The sequence below is a fragment of the Pseudomonas sp. G5001 genome (assembly GCF_013385475.1).
In the GTDB taxonomy this organism is placed as follows: Bacteria; Pseudomonadota; Gammaproteobacteria; order Pseudomonadales; family Pseudomonadaceae; genus Aquipseudomonas.
Genome location: NZ_JACAPZ010000005.1, coordinates 232,134 through 250,835, shown reverse-complemented (window position 1 = coordinate 250,835; position 18,702 = coordinate 232,134). Strand labels below are relative to the sequence as shown.

17 protein-coding genes are annotated in these 18,702 nt (G+C 60.4%); 9 read left to right on the top strand and 8 right to left on the bottom strand.

Annotated features, from left to right (window positions below; genetic code table 11):
- The first annotated feature begins 141 nt into the window (after nt 1–141).
- Genes HX805_RS02495 through HX805_RS02480 form a run of 4 tightly spaced genes read left to right on the top strand, consistent with a single transcriptional unit; the run spans nt 142 to nt 7,275 of the window.
- A complete protein-coding gene (locus HX805_RS02495) occupies nt 142–2,082 on the top strand; it encodes a type VI secretion system Vgr family protein (protein WP_003213354.1) in 1,941 nt (646 codons plus the stop codon).
- A 15-nt stretch (nt 2,083–2,097) separates the two neighbouring features.
- Nucleotides 2,098–2,532, top strand: coding sequence for a DcrB-related protein (locus HX805_RS02490; RefSeq protein WP_003213356.1), 435 nt, complete (start codon nt 2,098–2,100; stop codon nt 2,530–2,532).
- Between the two features lie 12 nt (nt 2,533–2,544).
- Complete coding sequence (locus tag HX805_RS02485; protein WP_102370175.1) at nt 2,545–6,852, top strand: RHS repeat-associated core domain-containing protein; 4,308 nt, start codon at nt 2,545–2,547, stop codon at nt 6,850–6,852.
- A gap of 15 nt (nt 6,853–6,867) precedes the next feature.
- A complete protein-coding gene (locus HX805_RS02480; protein WP_003213360.1) occupies nt 6,868–7,275 on the top strand; it encodes a hypothetical protein in 408 nt (135 codons plus the stop codon).
- 117 nt (nt 7,276–7,392) lie between these two features.
- Here the strand turns inward: HX805_RS02480 and HX805_RS02475 are convergent, their stop codons facing one another.
- The 3 genes from HX805_RS02475 to HX805_RS02465 form a co-directional block, all read right to left on the bottom strand.
- Nucleotides 7,393–7,668: an HU family DNA-binding protein gene (locus HX805_RS02475; RefSeq protein WP_003213368.1), complete on the bottom strand. Its 276-nt coding sequence runs from the start codon at nt 7,666–7,668 to the stop codon at nt 7,393–7,395.
- Nucleotides 7,669–7,859: 191 nt separating this feature from the next.
- Nucleotides 7,860–9,008 (bottom strand): NAD(P)/FAD-dependent oxidoreductase, encoded by a 1,149-nt coding sequence (locus HX805_RS02470; RefSeq protein WP_177116576.1) that lies wholly within the window; start codon nt 9,006–9,008, stop codon nt 7,860–7,862.
- 48 nt (nt 9,009–9,056) lie between these two features.
- Entirely contained in the window at nt 9,057–9,224 is a 168-nt protein-coding gene (locus tag HX805_RS02465) for a rubredoxin (RefSeq protein WP_003213373.1), read from the bottom strand.
- Nucleotides 9,225–9,419: 195 nt separating this feature from the next.
- Here HX805_RS02465 and HX805_RS02460 point away from each other — a divergent pair, with 195 nt between their 5' ends.
- Together HX805_RS02460 and ubiA are read left to right on the top strand one after the other, a co-directional pair.
- Complete coding sequence (locus HX805_RS02460) at nt 9,420–9,983, top strand: chorismate lyase (RefSeq protein ID WP_177116575.1); 564 nt, start codon at nt 9,420–9,422, stop codon at nt 9,981–9,983.
- The gene (ubiA, locus tag HX805_RS02455) at nt 9,983–10,873 is read left to right on the top strand and encodes a 4-hydroxybenzoate octaprenyltransferase (RefSeq protein WP_003213378.1); all 891 of its coding nucleotides are present in this window, start codon (nt 9,983–9,985) and stop codon (nt 10,871–10,873) included. Before HX805_RS02460 ends, ubiA begins: the two co-directional genes overlap by 1 nt.
- A 33-nt stretch (nt 10,874–10,906) precedes the next feature.
- Here the strand turns inward: ubiA and HX805_RS02450 are convergent, their stop codons facing one another.
- Entirely contained in the window at nt 10,907–11,287 is a 381-nt protein-coding gene (locus HX805_RS02450) for a hypothetical protein (RefSeq protein WP_177116574.1), read from the bottom strand.
- 152 nt (nt 11,288–11,439) lie between these two features.
- On the opposite strand from HX805_RS02450, the gene phoB reads away from it, so the two are divergent.
- The 3 genes from phoB to HX805_RS02435 all read left to right on the top strand — a co-directional run bounded on the left by phoB (nt 11,440) and on the right by HX805_RS02435 (nt 14,960).
- Nucleotides 11,440–12,129: a phosphate regulon transcriptional regulator PhoB gene (phoB, locus tag HX805_RS02445; protein ID WP_003195617.1), complete on the top strand. Its 690-nt coding sequence runs from the start codon at nt 11,440–11,442 to the stop codon at nt 12,127–12,129.
- 43 nt (nt 12,130–12,172) lie between these two features.
- On the top strand, nt 12,173–13,495 hold the full coding sequence (gene phoR, locus HX805_RS02440) for a phosphate regulon sensor histidine kinase PhoR (RefSeq protein ID WP_177116573.1): 1,323 nt from the start codon (nt 12,173–12,175) through the stop codon (nt 13,493–13,495).
- A gap of 124 nt (nt 13,496–13,619) precedes the next feature.
- Nucleotides 13,620–14,960, top strand: coding sequence for a hemolysin family protein (locus HX805_RS02435; RefSeq protein WP_003213385.1), 1,341 nt, complete (start codon nt 13,620–13,622; stop codon nt 14,958–14,960).
- A 117-nt stretch (nt 14,961–15,077) separates the two neighbouring features.
- Here HX805_RS02435 and HX805_RS02430 read toward each other — a convergent pair whose 3' ends face one another.
- The 4 genes from HX805_RS02430 to pstB form a co-directional block, all read right to left on the bottom strand.
- Complete coding sequence (locus HX805_RS02430) at nt 15,078–15,728, bottom strand: M23 family metallopeptidase (RefSeq protein WP_134327543.1); 651 nt, start codon at nt 15,726–15,728, stop codon at nt 15,078–15,080.
- Nucleotides 15,729–15,964: 236 nt separating this feature from the next.
- Nucleotides 15,965–16,864, bottom strand: a complete 900-nt coding sequence (locus tag HX805_RS02425) for a response regulator (RefSeq protein WP_003213389.1) — start codon at nt 16,862–16,864, stop codon at nt 15,965–15,967.
- A gap of 124 nt (nt 16,865–16,988) precedes the next feature.
- Nucleotides 16,989–17,750: a phosphate signaling complex protein PhoU gene (gene phoU / locus HX805_RS02420; RefSeq protein WP_003213392.1), complete on the bottom strand. Its 762-nt coding sequence runs from the start codon at nt 17,748–17,750 to the stop codon at nt 16,989–16,991.
- Nucleotides 17,751–17,822: 72 nt separating this feature from the next.
- The gene (gene pstB, locus HX805_RS02415) at nt 17,823–18,656 is read right to left on the bottom strand and encodes a phosphate ABC transporter ATP-binding protein PstB (protein ID WP_003213395.1); all 834 of its coding nucleotides are present in this window, start codon (nt 18,654–18,656) and stop codon (nt 17,823–17,825) included.
- Between the last annotated feature and the right edge of the window lie 46 nt (nt 18,657–18,702).

Sequence of the window (18,702 nt, the reverse complement as noted above, 5' to 3'; positions counted from 1 at the left end):
AAAACTGTGGGAGCGGGCGTGCTCGCGAAGGCGGTGCATCAGTTGATGCATCCAGTGGCTGATTCACCGCATTCGCGAGCACGCCCGCTCCCACAGTTGGAGCCGGTTCCTACAGTTATTACGCTATTTACGGGTTAACCGATGTTATTCAACCAAGCCTCACGCCTGGCCAAGATCACCAGCCCCCTGGGGCCGGATGTGCTGCTGCTCAATGAAATGGGTGGCGGCGAAGAGCTGGGTCGGCTGTTCAATTTCGAACTGCAGCTGACCTCGCTGGACGCCAACATCGACCTCAACCAGTTGCTGGGCAAGCCCATGAGCCTGAACCTGCAACTGGCGGACGGTGGCGAGCGACACTTCCACGGCATCGTCGCCCGCTGCAGCCAGAACATCGACCAGGGCCAGTTCGCCAGCTATCAGGTGACTTTGCGCCCGTGGTTGTGGCTGCTGAGCCGCACCTCCGACTGCCGGATTTTCCAGAACCTGAGCATCCCGCAGATCATCAAGCAGGTGTTTCGCGACCTGGGTTTTTCCGACTTCGAGGACGCCCTGAGCCGCCCGTACCGCGAGTGGGAATACTGCGTGCAGTACCGCGAGACCAGCTTCGATTTCGTCAGCCGCCTGATGGAACAGGAAGGCATCTACTACTTCTTTCGCCACGAGCAGGACCGCCACGTGCTGGTGCTGGCCGATGCCTACGGTGCCCACGCCAACGTGCCCGGCTACGCCTCGGTGCCTTACTACCCCAAGGACGAGCAGCAGCGCGAACGCGACCATATGCACAACTGGCACCTGGCACAGGAAGTACAGCCCGGCTCCCTTGAGCTCAACGACTACGACTTCCAGCGCCCCAGCGCGAGCATCGACGTGCGCTCGGCCATGCCGCGCCCGCATACCGCCGGCGACTACCCGCTGTACGACTACCCCGGCACCTACGTCAAAAGCGAAGACGGCGAACACTACGCCCGCACCCGCATCGAAGCCCTGCAAACCCTGCACGAACAAGTGGAGTTCAGCGGCAATGCGCGCGGCCTGGGTTCCGGCCACCTGTTCAGCCTCACCGGCTTCAGTCGCCGCGACCAGAACCGCGAATACCTGATCGTCGGCGCCCGCTACTACATCTCCCAGGAAAGCCTCGAAAGCGGCGGTGGCGCGCCTTCGGCCCAGTTCGAAAGCACCCTCACCTGCATCGACGCACAACAGAGTTTCCGCCCGCTGGCCAACACCTACCGGCCCATCGTCAAAGGCCCGCAGACCGCGCTGGTGGTGGGCCCCAAGGGCGAAGAAATCTGGACCGACCAATATGGCCGGGTCAAGGTGCATTTCTATTGGGACCGCCACGACCAGTCCAACGAAAACAGCTCATGCTGGATTCGCGTATCGCAGTCCTGGGCCGGAAAAAACTGGGGCTCGATGCAGATCCCACGGATCGGCCAGGAAGTGATTGTGAGCTTCCTGGAAGGCGATCCCGACCGGCCGATCATCACCGGCCGCGTGTACAACGCCGAGCAGACCGTGCCTTACGATCTGCCGGAAAACGCCACCCAAAGCGGGATGAAAAGCCGCTCCAGCAAAGGCGGCACGCCGGCCAACTTCAATGAAATCCGCATGGAGGACAAGAAGGGGTTGGAGCAGTTGTACATCCATGCCGAGCGTAATCAGGACATCGTGGTGGAGGTGGATGAAAGTCATTCGGTGGGGCATGACCGGAACAAGAGTATTGGGCATAACGAGACGGTGACGATTGGGAACAATCGAGTGCGCATCGTCAAGCATCAAGACATCCTCTCGGTGGGCCAGAGAAAGACCGACAGCATCAGCCAGAGCTACGTGATTGAAGTGGGCGAAAACCTGCGATTGGTCTGCGGTAAAAGCATCCTGGAGTTGAACGCCAGCGGGCAGATCAACCTGAGTGGCGTAAATATCAGCTTCCACGCCAGCGGCGATGCCGAATTCAATACCGGCGGCGTCCTGCACCTGAACAACGGCGGCGGCCCCGGCGCAACACCCGATGGTCAGGGCATGAAAGCCAGCATCGACGCCAATATCAAAGCCGCGTTCCCCGCGCCTAAAAGCTCCTGACGAGACCTGTTTTCCATGACGTACCGAATTAACGAATTTCAGTTCCAACTGCCGGCCGGCGAGCTGCAGGACGCTACGATCAATATCCTCAAGTTCCCCGAGCTGGGCACTTCCTTGATCATCAGCCGCAGCTTCCTCACCGATGGCGAAACCCTGCACAGCAACTTCGACGAACAGCTCAAACGCCTGGAAAAACAGGTGCAGGATTTGCGCTATCAACCGGGCGTCGGTGTCCGTCTAGGTGCAACAAAGGAAGTAGAAGGCATAGAGCTCCGCAGCCAGTTCAGCAAGGGCAGTGACAAGGTGTTCCAGTACCAACTGGCTCTGGTAATCCCGGGCACACGCAAGATGCTCGCCTTGAGTTATGTGAAGGCAGACAAGCTGGGCGATGCCGAGGCGGCGCACTGGGCGACGATCAAAAACTCATTGTCGTTCGACGCGATTTCCTGATGGGCACCATGCATGTCTGATGCTCTATGGGCCGCTCGCATGGGCGACGCGCTCTCCCACACCTCAATGATGGCCGACATCCTCGGCGGTGTGTTGGAGGTGGCGGCCAATATCGCGATCACTGCAGTAGCGACTGCTGCCGTGGTGGCTGCTACCGGTATCACCGTCGCTACCGGCGGACTCGGATGCGTCCTGCTCGGCGCAGTGGTGGGCACAGTTGTCGGCCTTCTCATGAGCAAGAGCGGGGCGGACAAAGGCCTCACCAATTTATGCGACAGCTTCAGCAACGCCCTGTTTCCGCCCACGGTACAGGCGAATATTCTCACCGGTGCCACCGATACCCTGACCAACAACCTTCCCGCCGCACGTGCCGCGGGGGCGATCAGCTCGCATGTCGCGCCAGCCGGAACCGAACTGGAAGAACCCGCACCCGAACCAGAAGCCAGTTATCTGGATATGGCCGAGAGCTTCTTCTCCCAAATGTGGCGCCCCACGGTGGCTACTCCCACACCAGGAGCCGTGCCCAAGCCTCTGGACTTGGTCACCTGCATGAAGCATCCACCGATGCCTCCGCAGTTCCTGGCCGAGGGTTCGGATAAGGTCACGATCAATGGCCAGCCTGCGGTGCGCAGTGGTGATCGTAGTACCTGCGATGCAACAGTGGTGTCGTCCGGGTTGATTTCATCGAACGTGACCATTGGCGGCGGGTCAGTGGTGGTGCGGGAAATACGCAGTGGCAAGACGCCGGGCGTGGGGTTGGCGGTCACCGCGTTACTGATGCTCAAGGGCGGCAAGGGCAAGTTCTTCAGCAAGTTGCCGTGCATGCTGATTGGCGGGGCTACTTCGATGGCCGTCAGCAGCGCGATGGACGCGATGACCAACGCTGCCATGGGCTCGTCGAATCCGGTGCATGCTGCAACGGGAGCGAAGGTGCTGGGCGGCACCGATGAACTGGATTTTGTACTGCCCGCCATCCTGCCGATTGACTGGCAACGCTTCTACAACAGCCGCGACGAACGCCCAGGCACACTGTTCGGTACAGGCTGGAGTGTGGCTTATGAAGTATGCGTCGAAATCCAACCTCATCCAGAAGGCGGTGAAGCGCTGGTCTACACCGACGAGCAGGGGCGCCCTATCGACATGGGCTCGATCCCGTTGGGGGGGGCGGTGTTCAGCCCCGGCGAAGGGCTCTCTGTGCGTCGGCACCTCAACGGGCAGTTGCTGATTGAAAGTGACGACGGCCTATATCGTTTGTTTGAGCCCACAGCCAACCCGTCGCTGCTGCGCCTGATTCAACTTGGCGACCGCAACGACAACCGCATTCATCTCGACTACGACCAGGCCGGACGCCTGGTACGCCTGCGCGATACCTTCGACTTGGTGCAGGTCGAGTTGATACGCGAACATGAGCACGTCACTCGCGTCGAACGCCTATTCCCAGATCAACGTCGCGAAGTGCTCGTCAGCTACGGCTATGACGCCAGGGCCAATCTGGCAGAGGTGCGCGATGCCTCTGGCCAGGTGCAGCGGCGCTTCACGTACGATGCCGGGCACCGAATGGTGGAGCATCAGTTACCCACCGGGTTGCGGTGCTTCTATGAATGGGCACTGATTGAAAACTCAGAGTGGCGAGTCGTCCGACACTGGACCGATGAAGGTGACTCCTACCAGTTCGACTATGACTTGAAGGCGGGCCTCACCCGTATCATCGACGGCTTACAGCGCGTCAGCACCCGACATTGGAATACTCAGCACCAGATCATTCAATACAGCGATAAGCTGGGGCAAACCTGGCTGTTCGAGTGGAATGACGAACGCCAACTTCTCAGCGCCACCGACCCGCAAGGTGGACGCTATGAATACAAGCATGATGACGCCGGCAACCTGATCGGCGAAACGGACCCGTTGGGCCGCAGCGATTCAACGTTGTGGCTTGAGCACTGGGCGTTACCCCTGGTGGAGACCGACGCCGCCGGCAACAGTTGGCAGTATCGCTATGATCCTCGCGGCAATTGCGTTGCCGAAACCGACCCGCTGGGCCACATCACCCGCTATCGCTATGACGCCCACGGCCAGGTCGTGGAAATCATCGACGCCTCCGGTAAAAGCAAAAAACTGCGTTGGAATCCGTTCGGGCAATTGGTCGAACACATTGATTGCTCGGGTTATCCCACGCGTTTCAGCTACGACGAGCGCGGCTATCTGCAGGTGATCACCGACGCGCTTGGCGAGCGCACTCAATTCAGCTACGACCTCCAGGGGCGCTTACTCAGCAACCAACTGCCGGACGGTCGCATCGAGCTGTTTCAACGCGATGTCAGCGGCCAACTCGTGGGGTATACCGACCCTGCCGGACATACCACGCTCTACCAGCACAATCGACGTGGCCAGATAAGCCTGCGCACCGACGCTCATGGCCGGCAGGTGAAGTTCGGCTATGACAGCTATGGGCGCCTGCAAGCACTGACCAACGAGAACGGCGAACGTTATCTCTTTGCCTGGGACGCCGGGGATCGGCTGACTGAGCAGCAAGACCTCGATGGCAGTGCCAAAAGCTACACCTACAATCCACTGGACCATATCACCACGGTGACCGCCACTCCGGCCCCCTACGGCAACGGGCTAGGCCTGGTTCCCGAGACGCCGCCAGCGCCCATTGTCCATCAAATGGAACGTGACGCAGTAGGTCGGCTGATCGCCAAAACCACCGACGATGGGCGCACCGACTACGCCTACGACCCGCTGGACCAGCTCACCGCCGTCACCTTCACCGACCTGCTGGGCAATACCCAAGCCCTTGGTTTCGCTTACGACGCCCTCGGCCAAATGCTTGCCGAACAGAGTTCTATGGGCACCCTGCAGCACCACTACGACGAACTCGGTAATCTTATCCAGACCCAGATACCCGACGGACGCTGGCTCAATCGCCTGTACTACGGCAGCGGTCACTTGCATCAGGTCAATCTCGACGGCCAGGTCATCAGCGACTTTGAACGCGACCGCCTGCACCGCGAAGTACTGCGCACCCAAGGCCGACTCAGCACCCGCAGTGAGTATGACCGCAGCGGCCGTCTACGCTCACGCCAACACCGCCTTACAGGCCTGCCATCGTTGATGCCAGCGACAGCGCAAAAGCAGTTCGAGTATGACCCTGCCGACAACTTGGTCGGCAAGTTCGACCAGCAATCTGCCATACAACATCGCCAACTGCTGCACTACGATGCCACTGGCCGCATCATCGCCAGCCAGGACAGCCTGCACGGCCAGCGCGAAACGTTTGCCTACGATGCCGCCGCCAACCTGCTGGATGGCCCGCAGTCAGGCGCTGGGCTGGTCGTGCATAACAAACTGCTGACCTATCAGGACAAGCGTTATCGCTATGACGCGTTCGGTCGGATGATCGAAAAACGCAGCGCAGCGCGTGGCTTGCAACGCTTCGCCTACGATGCAGAAAGCCGGCTGATTGAAGTGCGCAATGAAAACGGCAGCGTAGTCAGGATGATCTACGACCCGTTGGGCCGACGCATTGAGAAAACCGAACATGGCAACGACGGCTATCCCCTGGGGAAAACCCGGTTTACCTGGGATGGGCTGCGGTTATTGCAGGAGCATAAACACAGCCAGACCAGTCTTTACATCTATGAAGATGAAGGCAGCGAACCCTTGGCTCGCGTTGACGGCACCGGGCCGCTGCAGAAAATCCGCTACTACCACAACGACCTCAACGGACTGCCGGAGCAACTGACTGAAGCTGACGGGCATAATGTCTGGCGCGCGACATATCGTGTGTGGGGCAATACGGTTGAGGAAGTGCGCGAGCCGTACTACATCGAAGAACAGAACCTGCGCTTTCAGGGGCAGTATCTGGACCGGGAGACGGGGCTGCATTTCAATACTTTCAGGTTTTATGATCCGGACGTGGGACGGTTTACGACACCGGATCCGATTGAGTTTGACGGCGGGCTCAATTTTTATCAGTACGCCCCCAATCCAATATCCTGGATTGATCCATGGGGACTGGCCCCCGAGCTTTATTACCTGATTGCGAAAAAGGACGGCTTTTATGACGAGATGGCATGGGGCCATAAAAAGCCAATAGGCCAAGTCTATTTGAAAAAAGGTGAAGTTTGGAAAGTCGGTGAAACCGTCAATCCGAATCGGCGATATACCCAAAAGTGGCTGAAATCCAAAAATCTTGCCTACAAAAGGGTTATGGCAGCACCGACGAAGGGCAATATGCAGGTATGGGAAAGATTAAAAATCGGAAAATATTTTAAACGCCGAGGAAAACTACCCCCGGGCAACAAATGCAGGCACTGACATAAGGAATACTTTATGCGAGTCGATACGACATCGGACTCACCGAGTTGGACAAAGGTCTTTGAAATCACCGACGAGCTAAATGGCCTGAGTGAGATTCTTGAAAAAAAGTATCCCACCCTCGACTGGGAACTGGCGGTCTGCATGCGATGCCTGCCGAAGAACCTGGAACGAAAAACATTTTGCCGTTATTACGCAAAAGACAAAATGTTCGGTCTGGATATCGCCATGGACGAGGAAGATTTCGTTCCACTGAAAAAAGACATAGCTGCTCAGCGCAAATTAATAGGTGCGGCATTCATTACATTTTTTGTTGAAAGTATTAAGAAATACGAGAAAAAACTCCCCAATCTGCAACCGGTATCGGCGCAACTAATTGCGGATGTACAGCAATGGTGTATTGAGAACGAGTGGACAGCTTGAAGCTCAACGATTGAGCAAGGATTGCCCACCCACAAAAAATGGGCACCCGACCCAGTCGGCGTGCCCATTTTTCATCCCGCGCTCACACTCGCATGTGCGTAGCGCGTTCTACATGACTTACGGATTGACGCTGTCTTTAAGCGACTTGCCTGGCTTGAACGCAACGGTGTTGCTCGCCTTGATTTTCACCGGCTCGCCGGTTTGCGGGTTTTTGCCGGTGCGGGCGCCGCGGTGGCGCTGCAGGAAGGTGCCGAAGCCCACCAGGGTGACGCTGTCCTTGCGATGCAGCGCGCCGGTGATTTCTTCGAGTACGGCGTTGAGTACGCGGTTGGCCTGTTCTTTGGTCAGGTCTGCTTTTTCTGCAATAGCGGCTGCGAGTTCTGGTTTACGCATAAGTGAAGCCTCTTTGACGGTTTTTTGTTGTTATGTCCGTGCTGCTCTCTATCGGAGCAGCGCCCAAGGCGCCGCAGGCTCTACTCTGCGGCAGACGGGAGTGAGGATGGCATGCCATCGGGGCCTGCGCCAGTCTCACGGCGACCTTTCTATGGTCAAAATGATGCTTATTCCGACAGAACGACCAGCATTTACGCCAGCAGCGGCGGAAGTTCTTTGTTGAGGGCCAGTTTTTCCATCACGGCCGTGCCGGTCAGGGCGTAGCCCAGCAGTCGGCCGCTGGCGTCGCGGCACAGGGCCTTGATGTCGCCGCCCTGCCCTTCGACGCTCCACACACCTTCGCTGCCCCGTGGCGGTGGCGAGACGACCAGCGGGCAGATCGGGGTTTTTACCGTGACGGGCATCGGACCGTAGCTGACGGCCGTCGCGTTACCCGCCAGGGTCTGGGCCAGGGCGCGGGCGCAGCTCATCAGGGGCATTACGTACAGCAGGTTCAGGCCATCGACCTCGGCGCAGTCGCCCAGGGCGTAGATGTTGGCGTGGGAGGTCTTGAGGTGGCGGTCGACCATGATCCCGCGGTTGATCTGCAACCCGGCGGCGGCGGCCAGGTCGACACGCGGGCGCAGGCCGATGGCAGATACCACCAGGTCGCACTGGATCACTTCGCCATCAGACAAGTGGGCTTCCAGGCCGTCAGCGGTGCGCTGCAGGCGATTGAGCACCGGGCCCAGGTGGAAACGCGCCCCCAGGCCTTCCAGACCGGCCTGCACCGCTGCGGCGGCGGCCGGGTGCAGCAGGGTCGGCATGACTTGCTCGCACGGCGCCACCAGGTCGATCTCGTAGCCGCCGAGGATCAGGTCGTTGGCGAACTCGCAGCCGATCAGCCCGGCCCCCAGCAACAGCACCCGGCGTTTTCCGGCCGCAGCGGCACGAAAGCGTGCGTAGTCTTCGAGGTCGTTGATCGGGAAAATCAGCTCGGCGGCGTCGCCCTGTACCGGCACCCGCACGGTTTCTGCGCCCCAGGCCAGGATCAGGTCGCGGTAGATCACCGCTTCCTCACCGATCCACAGGCGCTTGTGGCCCGGGTCGATGCCGCTGATGCGGGTGTGGGTACGCACTTCGGCCTTCAATTGCTCGGCCATGGCGCCCGGTTCAGCCATGCTCAGGCCGTCGGCTTCCTTGTTCTTGCCAAAGCCGGTGGAAAGCATGGGCTTGGAGTAGGAGCGCCCGTCATCTGCGGTGATCAGCAACAGCGGGGTTTCGCTATCGAGCTTGCGAAACTCCCGAGCCAGGTTGTAACCGGCCAACCCCGTGCCGACGATCACGACAGGTGCGTTCATTCCTTTCTCCTTGTAGTACGGTTCTTGAATTGCGATTTAAATCAGCAATCAGCCGATTTCGATCATTTCGAAATCCATTTTGCCCACGCCGCAGTCCGGGCACAGCCAGTCTTCGGGGACGTCCTGCCACAGGGTGCCCGGCGCGATGCCGTCATCCGGCCATCCGTCTTTCTCGTCGTAGATCAGGCCACAGACGACACATTGCCACTTCTTCATTACTTGTTTCCTCAGGTCCAGGCGCGTTGGCCGACGGTCGATAAATGCAACCTTGCCGTGCGGCTCAGGGCGTTTTGTACTGATCAGCAGGCGCAGATGCAAGCATGATCGACGCATGGGCCTGGCGCACTCCGGCAAAAGTCCAGGGCACCATGGTAAGCTCGCCGCCTCATTAACTGCCAATAATGACCCTCCGTGCCGCATTCAAACGCCCGTCCCGATGCTTGCCGATGGCTGACCCAGAGCCTTCTGAGCCCACTGCCCACGCCGCTGACACTCAACTGGCTGTTCGATGAAGGTTCGCTGACCCGGCGCCTGACGCGCCTGTCCGACGATGGCTTCAGCGTGACGCCGTTGTTCGAAGGCTGGCAGCCACTGCGAGACGACGAATGCGCCACCCTGGACTTGCCCGCCGCCAGCATCGGCTGGGTGCGCGAGGTGTATTTGCGTGGCCATGGCCAGCCGTGGGTGTTTGCCCGCAGCGTGGCGGCCCGCAGCGCCTTGCAGGGCGACGGCTTGCACATGGATGAGTTGGGCAGCCGGTCTCTCGGGGAATTGCTGTTTTGTGACCACGCCTTCACGCGCCAGGCCATCGAGGTACGCCGCTACCCGCGGGAATGGCTGCCCCCGGCGGACCAGGCCGATCACCTGTGGGCGCGCCGCTCGCGCTTTGATCGCGGGCCGCTGAGCGTGCTGGTGGCTGAAATCTTCCTGCCGCCCCTGTGGCAAGCCGTGCACGACCATCCGGAGCGTTTCTGATGTACCAGCGCCTGCTCAAATCCCTGAATCACCTGAACCCAAGGGCCTGGGACTTCATCCAGTTGACCCGCATGGACAAGCCCATCGGCATTTACCTGCTGCTGTGGCCCACGCTGTGGGCGCTGTGGATTGCTGGCAAGGGTTCGCCATCGCTGCTCAATATCCTGATCTTCGTGCTCGGCGTGGTACTCACCCGGGCCGGCGGTTGCGTCATCAATGACTGGGCCGACCGCAAGGTCGACGGCCATGTGAAGCGCACCGAACAGCGCCCGCTGGTCAGCGGCAGGATCAGCTCGAAAGAGGCCCTGGTGTTCTTCGCGGTGCTGATGGTCATCAGTTTCCTGCTGGTGCTGCTGACCAACTCCATGACGATCTGGCTGTCTCTGGGCGGCCTCGCGCTGGCGGCCAGCTACCCGTTCATGAAGCGCTACACCTATTACCCGCAGGTGGTATTGGGCGCGGCGTTCTCGTGGGGCATGCCGATGGCGTTCACCGCCGAGACGGGCAGCCTGCCCGCCGCTGCCTGGCTGCTGTACATCGCCAACCTGTTGTGGACGGTGGGTTACGACACGTACTACGCCATGACCGACCGCGACGATGACCTGAAAATCGGGGTCAAATCCACCGCGATTCTGTTCGGCGATGCCGACCGGGTGATCATCCTGACCCTGCAGGGCCTGGCACTGGTGTGCCTGTGGCTGGCGGGGATGCGTTTTGAGCTGGGCGGCTGGTTCCACCTGGGCTTGCTGGCGGCGGCCGGGTGTTTTGCCTGGGAGTTCTGGTACACCCGGGACAAGGACCGGCTCAAATGCTTCAAGGCGTTTTTGCACAACCACTGGGCCGGATTGGCGATTTTTGTCGGGATTGTCGCGGACTACGGGTTTCGGTGAGAGGCCAGGCCCCTCACCCTTATCCGGCTCACATCAAGGCTTGGCGACCTTCCACGCCCCGTCCATTTTGCCTTCGCCGGTCATGTCACCGGCCTTCTTGTCCATGATGAAGGTGTAGAGCGGCTTGCCGCTGTAGGCCCACTGGCTTTTCTGGTCGTCACGGGTGATCACGGTCCACTTGCCCATGGGCTTGTCGGTGGATTCGGCCATCAACGGCGGCCAGTTGGTGGCGCACTTGTCGTTGCACATGGATTTGCCATCAGCGTCCTTGGCAAAGGTGTAGAGGGTCATGCCGTTGTGGTCCACCAGCATCCCGTCCTTGGTCATCGCCGGGTCTGCCGCAAACGCCAGTGTCGGCAGCGTTAACGCGGCCGTTACCAGCAGGGCATTCCAGGAAAAAGTACTGTGAGTCATGGGAACCTTCCTTTTGTGGTTGTCAGGATTCGGACCCAAAGCGTAGTCCAGAGAGGCAAGGATTGCCCAGGCGACTAAATTACTGTCACACGACTGCAATAATTCCGTTATCTAATGCGGCGCAAGACAGTTAAATGACAAGAGGATTTAGCATGGTTGGCAGGAGCATTCTGATCGTTGACGACGAAGCGCCCATTCGCGAGATGATCGCCGTTGCGTTGGAAATGGCCGGCTATGACTGCCTGGAGGCGGAGAACTCCCAGCAGGCCCATGCCATTATCGTCGACCGCAAGCCGGACCTGATCCTGCTGGACTGGATGCTGCCCGGCACCTCCGGCATCGAACTGGCCCGCCGCCTCAAGCGTGACGAGCTGACCGGGGATATCCCGATCATCATGCTCACCGCCAAGGGCGAAGAGGACAACAAGATCCAGGGCCTGGAAGTCGGCGCCGATGACTACATCACCAAGCCCTTTTCCCCACGGGAACTGGTCGCCCGTCTGAAAGCCGTTCTGCGCCGTGCCGGCCCCACCGATGGTGAAGCGCCGATCGAAGTCGACGGCCTGATCCTTGACCCGATCAGCCACCGCGTAACCATCGACGGCAAACCCGCCGAGATGGGCCCCACCGAATACCGCCTGCTGCAATTCTTCATGACCCACCAGGAGCGCGCCTACACCCGCGGCCAACTGCTGGACCAGGTCTGGGGCGGCAACGTGTATGTGGAGGAGCGCACCGTCGACGTGCATATCCGCCGCCTGCGCAAAGCCTTGGGCGACGCTTACGAGAATCTGGTACAAACCGTGCGCGGCACCGGCTACCGGTTTTCCACCAAAGGCTGAGCCAGCCCGAACTGCCCAGACAGCTGAAAGGACGCGTGTTTAAGTGAACCAAAACTGGCATGGCACCCTGATCCGCCACATGCTCCTGTTGATCACCGGCTGCCTGCTGGTGGGCCTGGTCAGCGGCTATTACGGCTGGAGCCTGGCCGTCGGCCTGGGCCTTTACCTGGGCTGGACCCTCAAGCAACTGCTGCGCCTGCACGAATGGCTGCGCCAGCACAAACCCGACGAAGCACCACCCGACGGCTACGGCCTGTGGGGCGAGGTATTCGACAGCATCTACCACTTGCAACGCCGCGACCAGCGTGTACGCGGGCGCCTGCAAGCGGTGATCGACCGGGTGCAGGAGTCCACCGCCGCACTGAAAGACGCGGTGATCATGCTCGACAGCGACGGCAACCTGGAATGGTGGAACCGCGCCGCAGAGACCTTGCTGGGTCTCAAGACGCCCCAGGACAGCGGCCAGCCGGTGACCAACCTGGTGCGCCACCCGCGTTTCAAGGAGTATTTCGAGCAGGACAACTACGAAGAAGCCCTGGAAATCCCGTCACCGACCAACGACCGCGTGCGTATCCAGCTGTACCTGACGCGCTACGGCAATAACGAACATTTGATGCTGGTGCGCGATGTCACACGCATCCATCAGCTGGAACAGATGCGCAAGGACTTCGTCGCCAACGTCTCCCACGAACTGCGCACACCGCTGACAGTGATCTGCGGTTATCTGGAGACGCTGCTCGATAACGTCGAAGACGTGAACCCGCGCTGGACCCGTGCCCTGCAACAGATGCAGCAGCAAGGCTCGCGCATGCAAACCCTGCTCAACGACCTGCTGTTGCTGGCCAAGCTCGAAGCCACCGATTACCCCTCGGACAACCATCCGGTGCCGGTGCAAAGCCTGTTGCAGACGATCAAGAGCGACGCCCAGGCATTGTCCGGGCAGCGTGAACAGCAGATCACCCTTGAAGCCGACCCATCGATCCTGCTCAAGGGCAGCGAGGGCGAGCTGCGCAGCGCGTTTTCCAACCTGGTGTTCAACGCCGTCAAATACACCCAGGACAAAGGCAACATCCGTATCCGCTGGTGGGCCGACGACCAGGGCGCACACCTCAGCGTGCAGGACTCCGGGATGGGCATCGACGCCAAGCATTTGCCGCGCCTCACCGAGCGTTTCTACCGCGTCGACTCCAGCCGCAACTCCAACACCGGCGGCACCGGGCTCGGCCTGGCCATCGTCAAACATGTGCTGCTGCGCCATCGCGCGCGGCTGGAAATCAGTAGCGTGCTCGGCCACGGCAGTACCTTTACCTGCCATTTCCCGCCGGCCCAGGTGACACGTTCCCGGGCCCTTCATCAGGACGAGTGACCCTCCGCCCGGCAGCCGCCACTAGGCAAGCGCCCCGTCAGCCGCTACATTGGCGGACTTGCGCCTGCCTTTCAGGCCCACCTGCTCACCCTTTTCGATTAGACGGAACCCGCAAAACCCCATCATGGACCCTTCCCCTGGCATCACCCTCGCGACACTCTTCGCCGACTTCGGCATGATTCTTTTTGCACTGATCCTGGTACTGCTCAACGGCTTTTTCGTTGCGGCGGAATTTGCCATGGTCAAACTGCGCTCGACCCGGGTCGAGGCCATCGCCCACAAGAACGGCTGGCGCGGGCAGATCCTGCGCACCGTACACAGCCAGCTCGACGCCTATCTGTCGGCCTGCCAGTTGGGTATCACTCTCGCCTCCCTGGGCCTGGGCTGGGTCGGTGAGCCGGCCTTCGCGCACATCCTCGAGCCGTTGCTGGGGGCGATCGGTGTGCAGTCGCCGGAAGTGATCAAGGGCGTGTCGTTCTTTGCCGCCTTCTTCGTGATCTCGTACCTGCACATCGTGGTTGGTGAACTGGCGCCCAAGTCCTGGGCCATTCGCAAGCCCGAGTTGCTGTCGCTGTGGACCGCCGTGCCGCTGTACCTGTTCTACTGGGCCATGTACCCGGCGATCTACCTGCTCAACGCCAGTGCCAACGCCATCCTGCGCATCGCCGGCCAAGGCGAGCCTGGCCCGCACCACGAGCACCATTACAGCCGTGAAGAACTGAAACTGATCCTGCACTCCAGCCGTGGCCAGGACCCGAGCGACCAAGGCATGCGCGTGTTGGCCTCCGCCGTGGAAATGGGCGAGCTGGAAGTGGTGGACTGGGCCAACTCTCGGGAAGACCTGGTGACCCTGGACTTCAACGCACCGCTCAAGGAAATCCTGGCGCTGTTCCGTCGCCACAAGTTCAGCCGCTACCCGGTGTACGACGCCGTGCGCAACGAGTTCGTCGGCCTGCTGCACATCAAGGACCTGCTGCTGGAACTGGCGGCCCTGGACCACATTCCCGAGTCGTTCAACCTGGCCGAGCTGACCCGCCCGCTGGAACGCGTATCGCGCCATATGCCGCTGTCGCAACTGCTCGAGCAGTTCCGTAAAGGCGGCGCGCACTTCGCCCTGGTGGAAGAGGCCGACGGCAAGGTCATCGGCTACCTGACCATGGAAGACGTACTGGAAGTACTGGTAGGCGACATCCAGGACGAACACCGCAAGGCCGAGCGCGGCATCCTCGCTTACCAGCCGGGCAAATTGCTGGTGCGTGGCGACACGCCGCTGTTCAAGGTGGAGCGCCTGCTGGGCGTCGACCTGGACCACATCGAAGCCGAAACCCTGGCCGGGCTGATCTACGACACCCTGAAGCGGGTGCCGGAAGAGGAAGAAGTGCTGGAAGTCGAAGGCCTGCGCATCATCATCAAGAAGATGAAAGGGCCGAAGATCGTGTTGGCCAAGGTGCTATTGCTCGACTAGGGCACACCCCCTGTAGGAGCGAGCTTGCTCGCGAAGGACGTTAACAATAACGCTGGGACCCTGACACCCGGCAGCGCCCTCAGGTTTTTCGCGAGCAAGCTCGCTCCTACAAAAGCCTTACCGCGTGCCCAGCGCAAAGTTGGGCAACGCCTGCACCGGTTGGTTGAATTCATAGGGAATCGACACCAGCCCCGACGCCGTCGTGCGCTGCACCACAAAATGCAGATGCGGCCCGCTGCTGTTGCCGGTATTGCCCGACAGCGCCAGCGGGCTGCCCACCGCCACGCGCTGCCCTTCCCTGACGCTGACCGACCCTTGCTTGAGGTGCAGGTACACGCCTTGCGTGCCGTCATCGTGCTGCACCCGCACGAAATTGCCCGATGGATCGCTGCCGCGCCCGCTCTGCTCGTTCTCGGTTTTCAGTACGACACCGCCACGTGCCGCGATGATTGGCGTGCCTTCAGGCATGGCAATGTCCATCGCATAACGGCTTTTGAGCTCGGAGTGGCTGAAGGTACCGTTGGGGCCTTGGGTGAGACGGAACGGACCGCCACGCCAGGGCAAGGGATAACGATAGGAAGCGGGTTGCGACGGATATACAGGCCTGGGAATCACCCGCTCCTGATACACAAACGCCTGCGCCCCGGGCGTGTACCGGTCGCTGAAGACCACAGCGCCGTCGGCGTCGATGGATTTGTAGAGGGTCATGGACATCGCCGGCATGACAACGGCGAACAGTCCACACAGCAGCAGTGAGCGCACGAGCATCGGGTTGGCCTGCCAGGGACGACTGAATGGCAGGCTAACAAGGGATCATGACAGTGCTATGTGAACCAAACACTAACCCTGTGGCGAGGGGGCTTGTCCCCCGTTGGGCTGCGCAGCGGCCCCAGTAGAGTTATCGCGCAGGGTCAGGCAGAACTCAATTACAGGGTTTGGGGCCGCTACGCAGCCCAACGGGGGACAAGCCCCCTCGCCACAGGTTTTTTGGAGACCCCATCAAGTCACGCACCCGGCACAAAATGCTTCTGTGCAGTCCCGCGGGCGATCAGCCGCGAGATGTAGTCGAGCTTCTGCGCATCCTGGTCGATAAACCGGAAGGTCAGTTGCAGCCAGTCACTGTCGGGCTTGGGCTCGTAGGCCACCACGGCATGCAGGTAGCCATTCAGACGCGCCACTTCAGCGTTCTCACCCTGCTCCAGGTCGAGCACGGCGCTTTCCAGTACCTGAGGCAGGATTTCACCACGACGCACCACCAGCAGCGCCTCCTTGATGCTCAGGGCCTTGATCACACACTGCTGGGTGCCACTGGACAAGCGCAACTGGCCCTGGCCACGACCGCTGGCAGGCGACGCTGCCGCAGCCACCTGCACCGGCGGGCTGTTGAGCAGGCCTTTGCTGGGCGCCGCCACCGGGGCCGGCTTGACTGCGTCAGGCTTGCCACCAGTGAGGGCGCTGAGGGAATCGTTACCGAACGCCGAGTTCATCTTGGTCGGTGCGCTGGCGATCAGCGCGTCGAGGCGGCCAATCTTGTTCAGTGCCTGCTTGACCTTGTTCAGCAACTGCTCGTTGGTGAATGGCTTGCTGACGTAGCCGGAAACCCCGGCCTGGATCGCCTGCACCACGTTTTCCTTGTCGCCACGGCTGGTCACCATGACGAAAGGCATGGCTTTGAGATGAGGCTGTTCACGGCACCAGGTCAACAGTTCCAGGCCGGACATTTCCGGCATTTCCCAGTCGCACAGCACCATGTCGAAGGTTTCGCGCATCAGGATGGCCTGGGCCTTTTTGCCGTTCACCGCATCTTCGATCTTGATCCCCGGGAAGTAGTTACGCAGGCACTTCTTCACCAGGTCGCGAATAAACGAGGCGTCATCCACCACCAATACACTGACTTTGCTCATCGACCCTTCATCCTATAAAAACCCCGGCAAGCATAACGCTTCGCTGATGGCGTTTTGCCAAAAATTCCAACACCACAAACGAAAACGCCCGACCAAAGGCCGGGCGTTTATTTCTCGGGCAATCTTACTTATCGTCAGGAACGCCCGGAACATTAGGGATTTGATCGGTCGTACCTTCAACTTCTGCTTTCATCCGCTTGAGGCCCATGTGCCGCACGTCGGTACCCCGCACCAGGTAAATCACCAGTTCCGAGATGTTGCGTGCGTGGTCGCCGATGCGTTCCAGCGAACGCAGTACCCAGATGATGCTCAGTACCCGCGAGATAGAGCGCGGGTCTTCCATCATGTAGGTTGCCAGTTCGCGCAGCGCCGTCTTGTATTCGCGGTCGATGGTCTTGTCGTATTGGGCCACCGACAACGCCAGCTCGGCGTCGAAACGGGCAAACGCGTCGAGGGCGTCGCGAACCATGTTGCGCACCTGGTCACCGATGTGGCGCACTTCGACATAACCACGCGGCGCTTCGCCTTCCTCACACAACTGGATGGCGCGGCGGGCGATCTTGGTGGCTTCGTCACCGATGCGCTCCAGGTCGATCACCGACTTGGAGATGCTGATGATCAAACGCAGGTCGGACGCCGCCGGCTGACGACGGGCCAGGATGCGCAGGCATTCTTCGTCGATGTTGCGTTCCATCTGGTTGATCTGGTCATCGATCTCGCGCACTTGCTGGGCCAGGCCCGAGTCGGCCTCGATCAGCGCGGTGACGGCGTCGTTGACTTGCTTCTCCACCAGCCCGCCCATGGCCAGGAGGTGGCTGCGCACCTCCTCAAGCTCGGCGTTGAACTGCGCGGAGATGTGATGGGTAAGGCCTTCTTTGCTAATCATGTTGGCGTCCTTGGAACGTCCAGTAAGGTGCGGTCGACCGCAGCATCAGTTCAGTGAGCAACCAGCCACCTGCTAGCCGTAGCGACCGGTGATGTAGTCTTCGGTCTGCTTCTTCGCCGGGTTGGTGAACAGGGTATCGGTGTCGCCAAATTCCACCAGCTTGCCCATGTACATGAACGCGGTGTAGTCGGAAACCCGCGCCGCCTGTTGCATGTTGTGGGTCACGATGACGATGGTGAACTTGGATTTGAGTTCGTAGATCAGCTCTTCGACTTTCAACGTGGAGATGGGGTCGAGTGCCGAGCACGGTTCATCGAGCAGCAGCACTTCCGGCTCCACGGCGATGGTGCGGGCGATCACCAGACGTTGCTGCTGGCCGCCGGACAAACCGAGGGCCGACTCGTGCAGGCGATCCTTGACCTCGTCCCACAGCGCCGCGCCTTTCAGTGCCCACTCAACGGCTTCGTCGAGGACGCGCTTTTTGTTGATGCCCTGGATGCGCAGGCCGTAGACCACGTTTTCGTAGATGGTCTTGGGAAACGGGTTGGGCTTCTGGAACACCATGCCCACCCGGCGCCGCAGCTCGGCCACGTCTTCGCCCTTGCGGTAGATGTTGGTGCCGTACAGGTTGATCGCGCCCTCGACGCGGCAGCCGTCCACCAGATCGTTCATCCGGTTGAAGGTGCGCAGCAGGGTCGACTTGCCGCAACCGGACGGGCCGATGAAGGCGGTCACGCGCTGCTTCGGAATGTTCATGCTGACGTCGTACAGCGCCTGCTTGTCGCCGTAGTACAGGCTCAGGCCCGGGACTTCGATGGCCACGGTTTCCTGGGCCAGGCTCAGGCTCTGCTTGTCGCGACCCAGGGCTGACATGTTGATGCCGTGGGAATGGGTTTCATGTTGCATGGGATGCTCCCTGTGCTACCAATTCGTTTTGTGGGAGCGGGCTTGC

What these genes read in the sequence shown, in the direction of transcription:
- HX805_RS02495 (WP_003213354.1), top strand. Translation starts at nt 142, where the DNA reads ATGTTATTCAACCAAGCCTCACGCCTGGCCAAGATCACCAGCCCCCTG.
- HX805_RS02490 (WP_003213356.1), top strand. Translation starts at nt 2,098, where the DNA reads ATGACGTACCGAATTAACGAATTTCAGTTCCAACTGCCGGCCGGCGAG.
- HX805_RS02485 (WP_102370175.1), top strand. Translation starts at nt 2,545, where the DNA reads ATGTCTGATGCTCTATGGGCCGCTCGCATGGGCGACGCGCTCTCCCAC.
- HX805_RS02480 (WP_003213360.1), top strand. Translation starts at nt 6,868, where the DNA reads ATGCGAGTCGATACGACATCGGACTCACCGAGTTGGACAAAGGTCTTT.
- HX805_RS02475 (WP_003213368.1), bottom strand. Translation starts at nt 7,668, where the DNA reads ATGCGTAAACCAGAACTCGCAGCCGCTATTGCAGAAAAAGCAGACCTG.
- HX805_RS02470 (WP_177116576.1), bottom strand. Translation starts at nt 9,008, where the DNA reads ATGAACGCACCTGTCGTGATCGTCGGCACGGGGTTGGCCGGTTACAAC.
- HX805_RS02465 (WP_003213373.1), bottom strand. Translation starts at nt 9,224, where the DNA reads ATGAAGAAGTGGCAATGTGTCGTCTGTGGCCTGATCTACGACGAGAAA.
- ubiA (WP_003213378.1), top strand. Translation starts at nt 9,983, where the DNA reads ATGTACCAGCGCCTGCTCAAATCCCTGAATCACCTGAACCCAAGGGCC.
- HX805_RS02450 (WP_177116574.1), bottom strand. Translation starts at nt 11,287, where the DNA reads ATGACTCACAGTACTTTTTCCTGGAATGCCCTGCTGGTAACGGCCGCG.
- phoB (WP_003195617.1), top strand. Translation starts at nt 11,440, where the DNA reads ATGGTTGGCAGGAGCATTCTGATCGTTGACGACGAAGCGCCCATTCGC.
- HX805_RS02435 (WP_003213385.1), top strand. Translation starts at nt 13,620, where the DNA reads ATGGACCCTTCCCCTGGCATCACCCTCGCGACACTCTTCGCCGACTTC.
- HX805_RS02430 (WP_134327543.1), bottom strand. Translation starts at nt 15,728, where the DNA reads ATGCTCGTGCGCTCACTGCTGCTGTGTGGACTGTTCGCCGTTGTCATG.
- HX805_RS02425 (WP_003213389.1), bottom strand. Translation starts at nt 16,864, where the DNA reads ATGAGCAAAGTCAGTGTATTGGTGGTGGATGACGCCTCGTTTATTCGC.
- phoU (WP_003213392.1), bottom strand. Translation starts at nt 17,750, where the DNA reads ATGATTAGCAAAGAAGGCCTTACCCATCACATCTCCGCGCAGTTCAAC.
- pstB (WP_003213395.1), bottom strand. Translation starts at nt 18,656, where the DNA reads ATGCAACATGAAACCCATTCCCACGGCATCAACATGTCAGCCCTGGGT.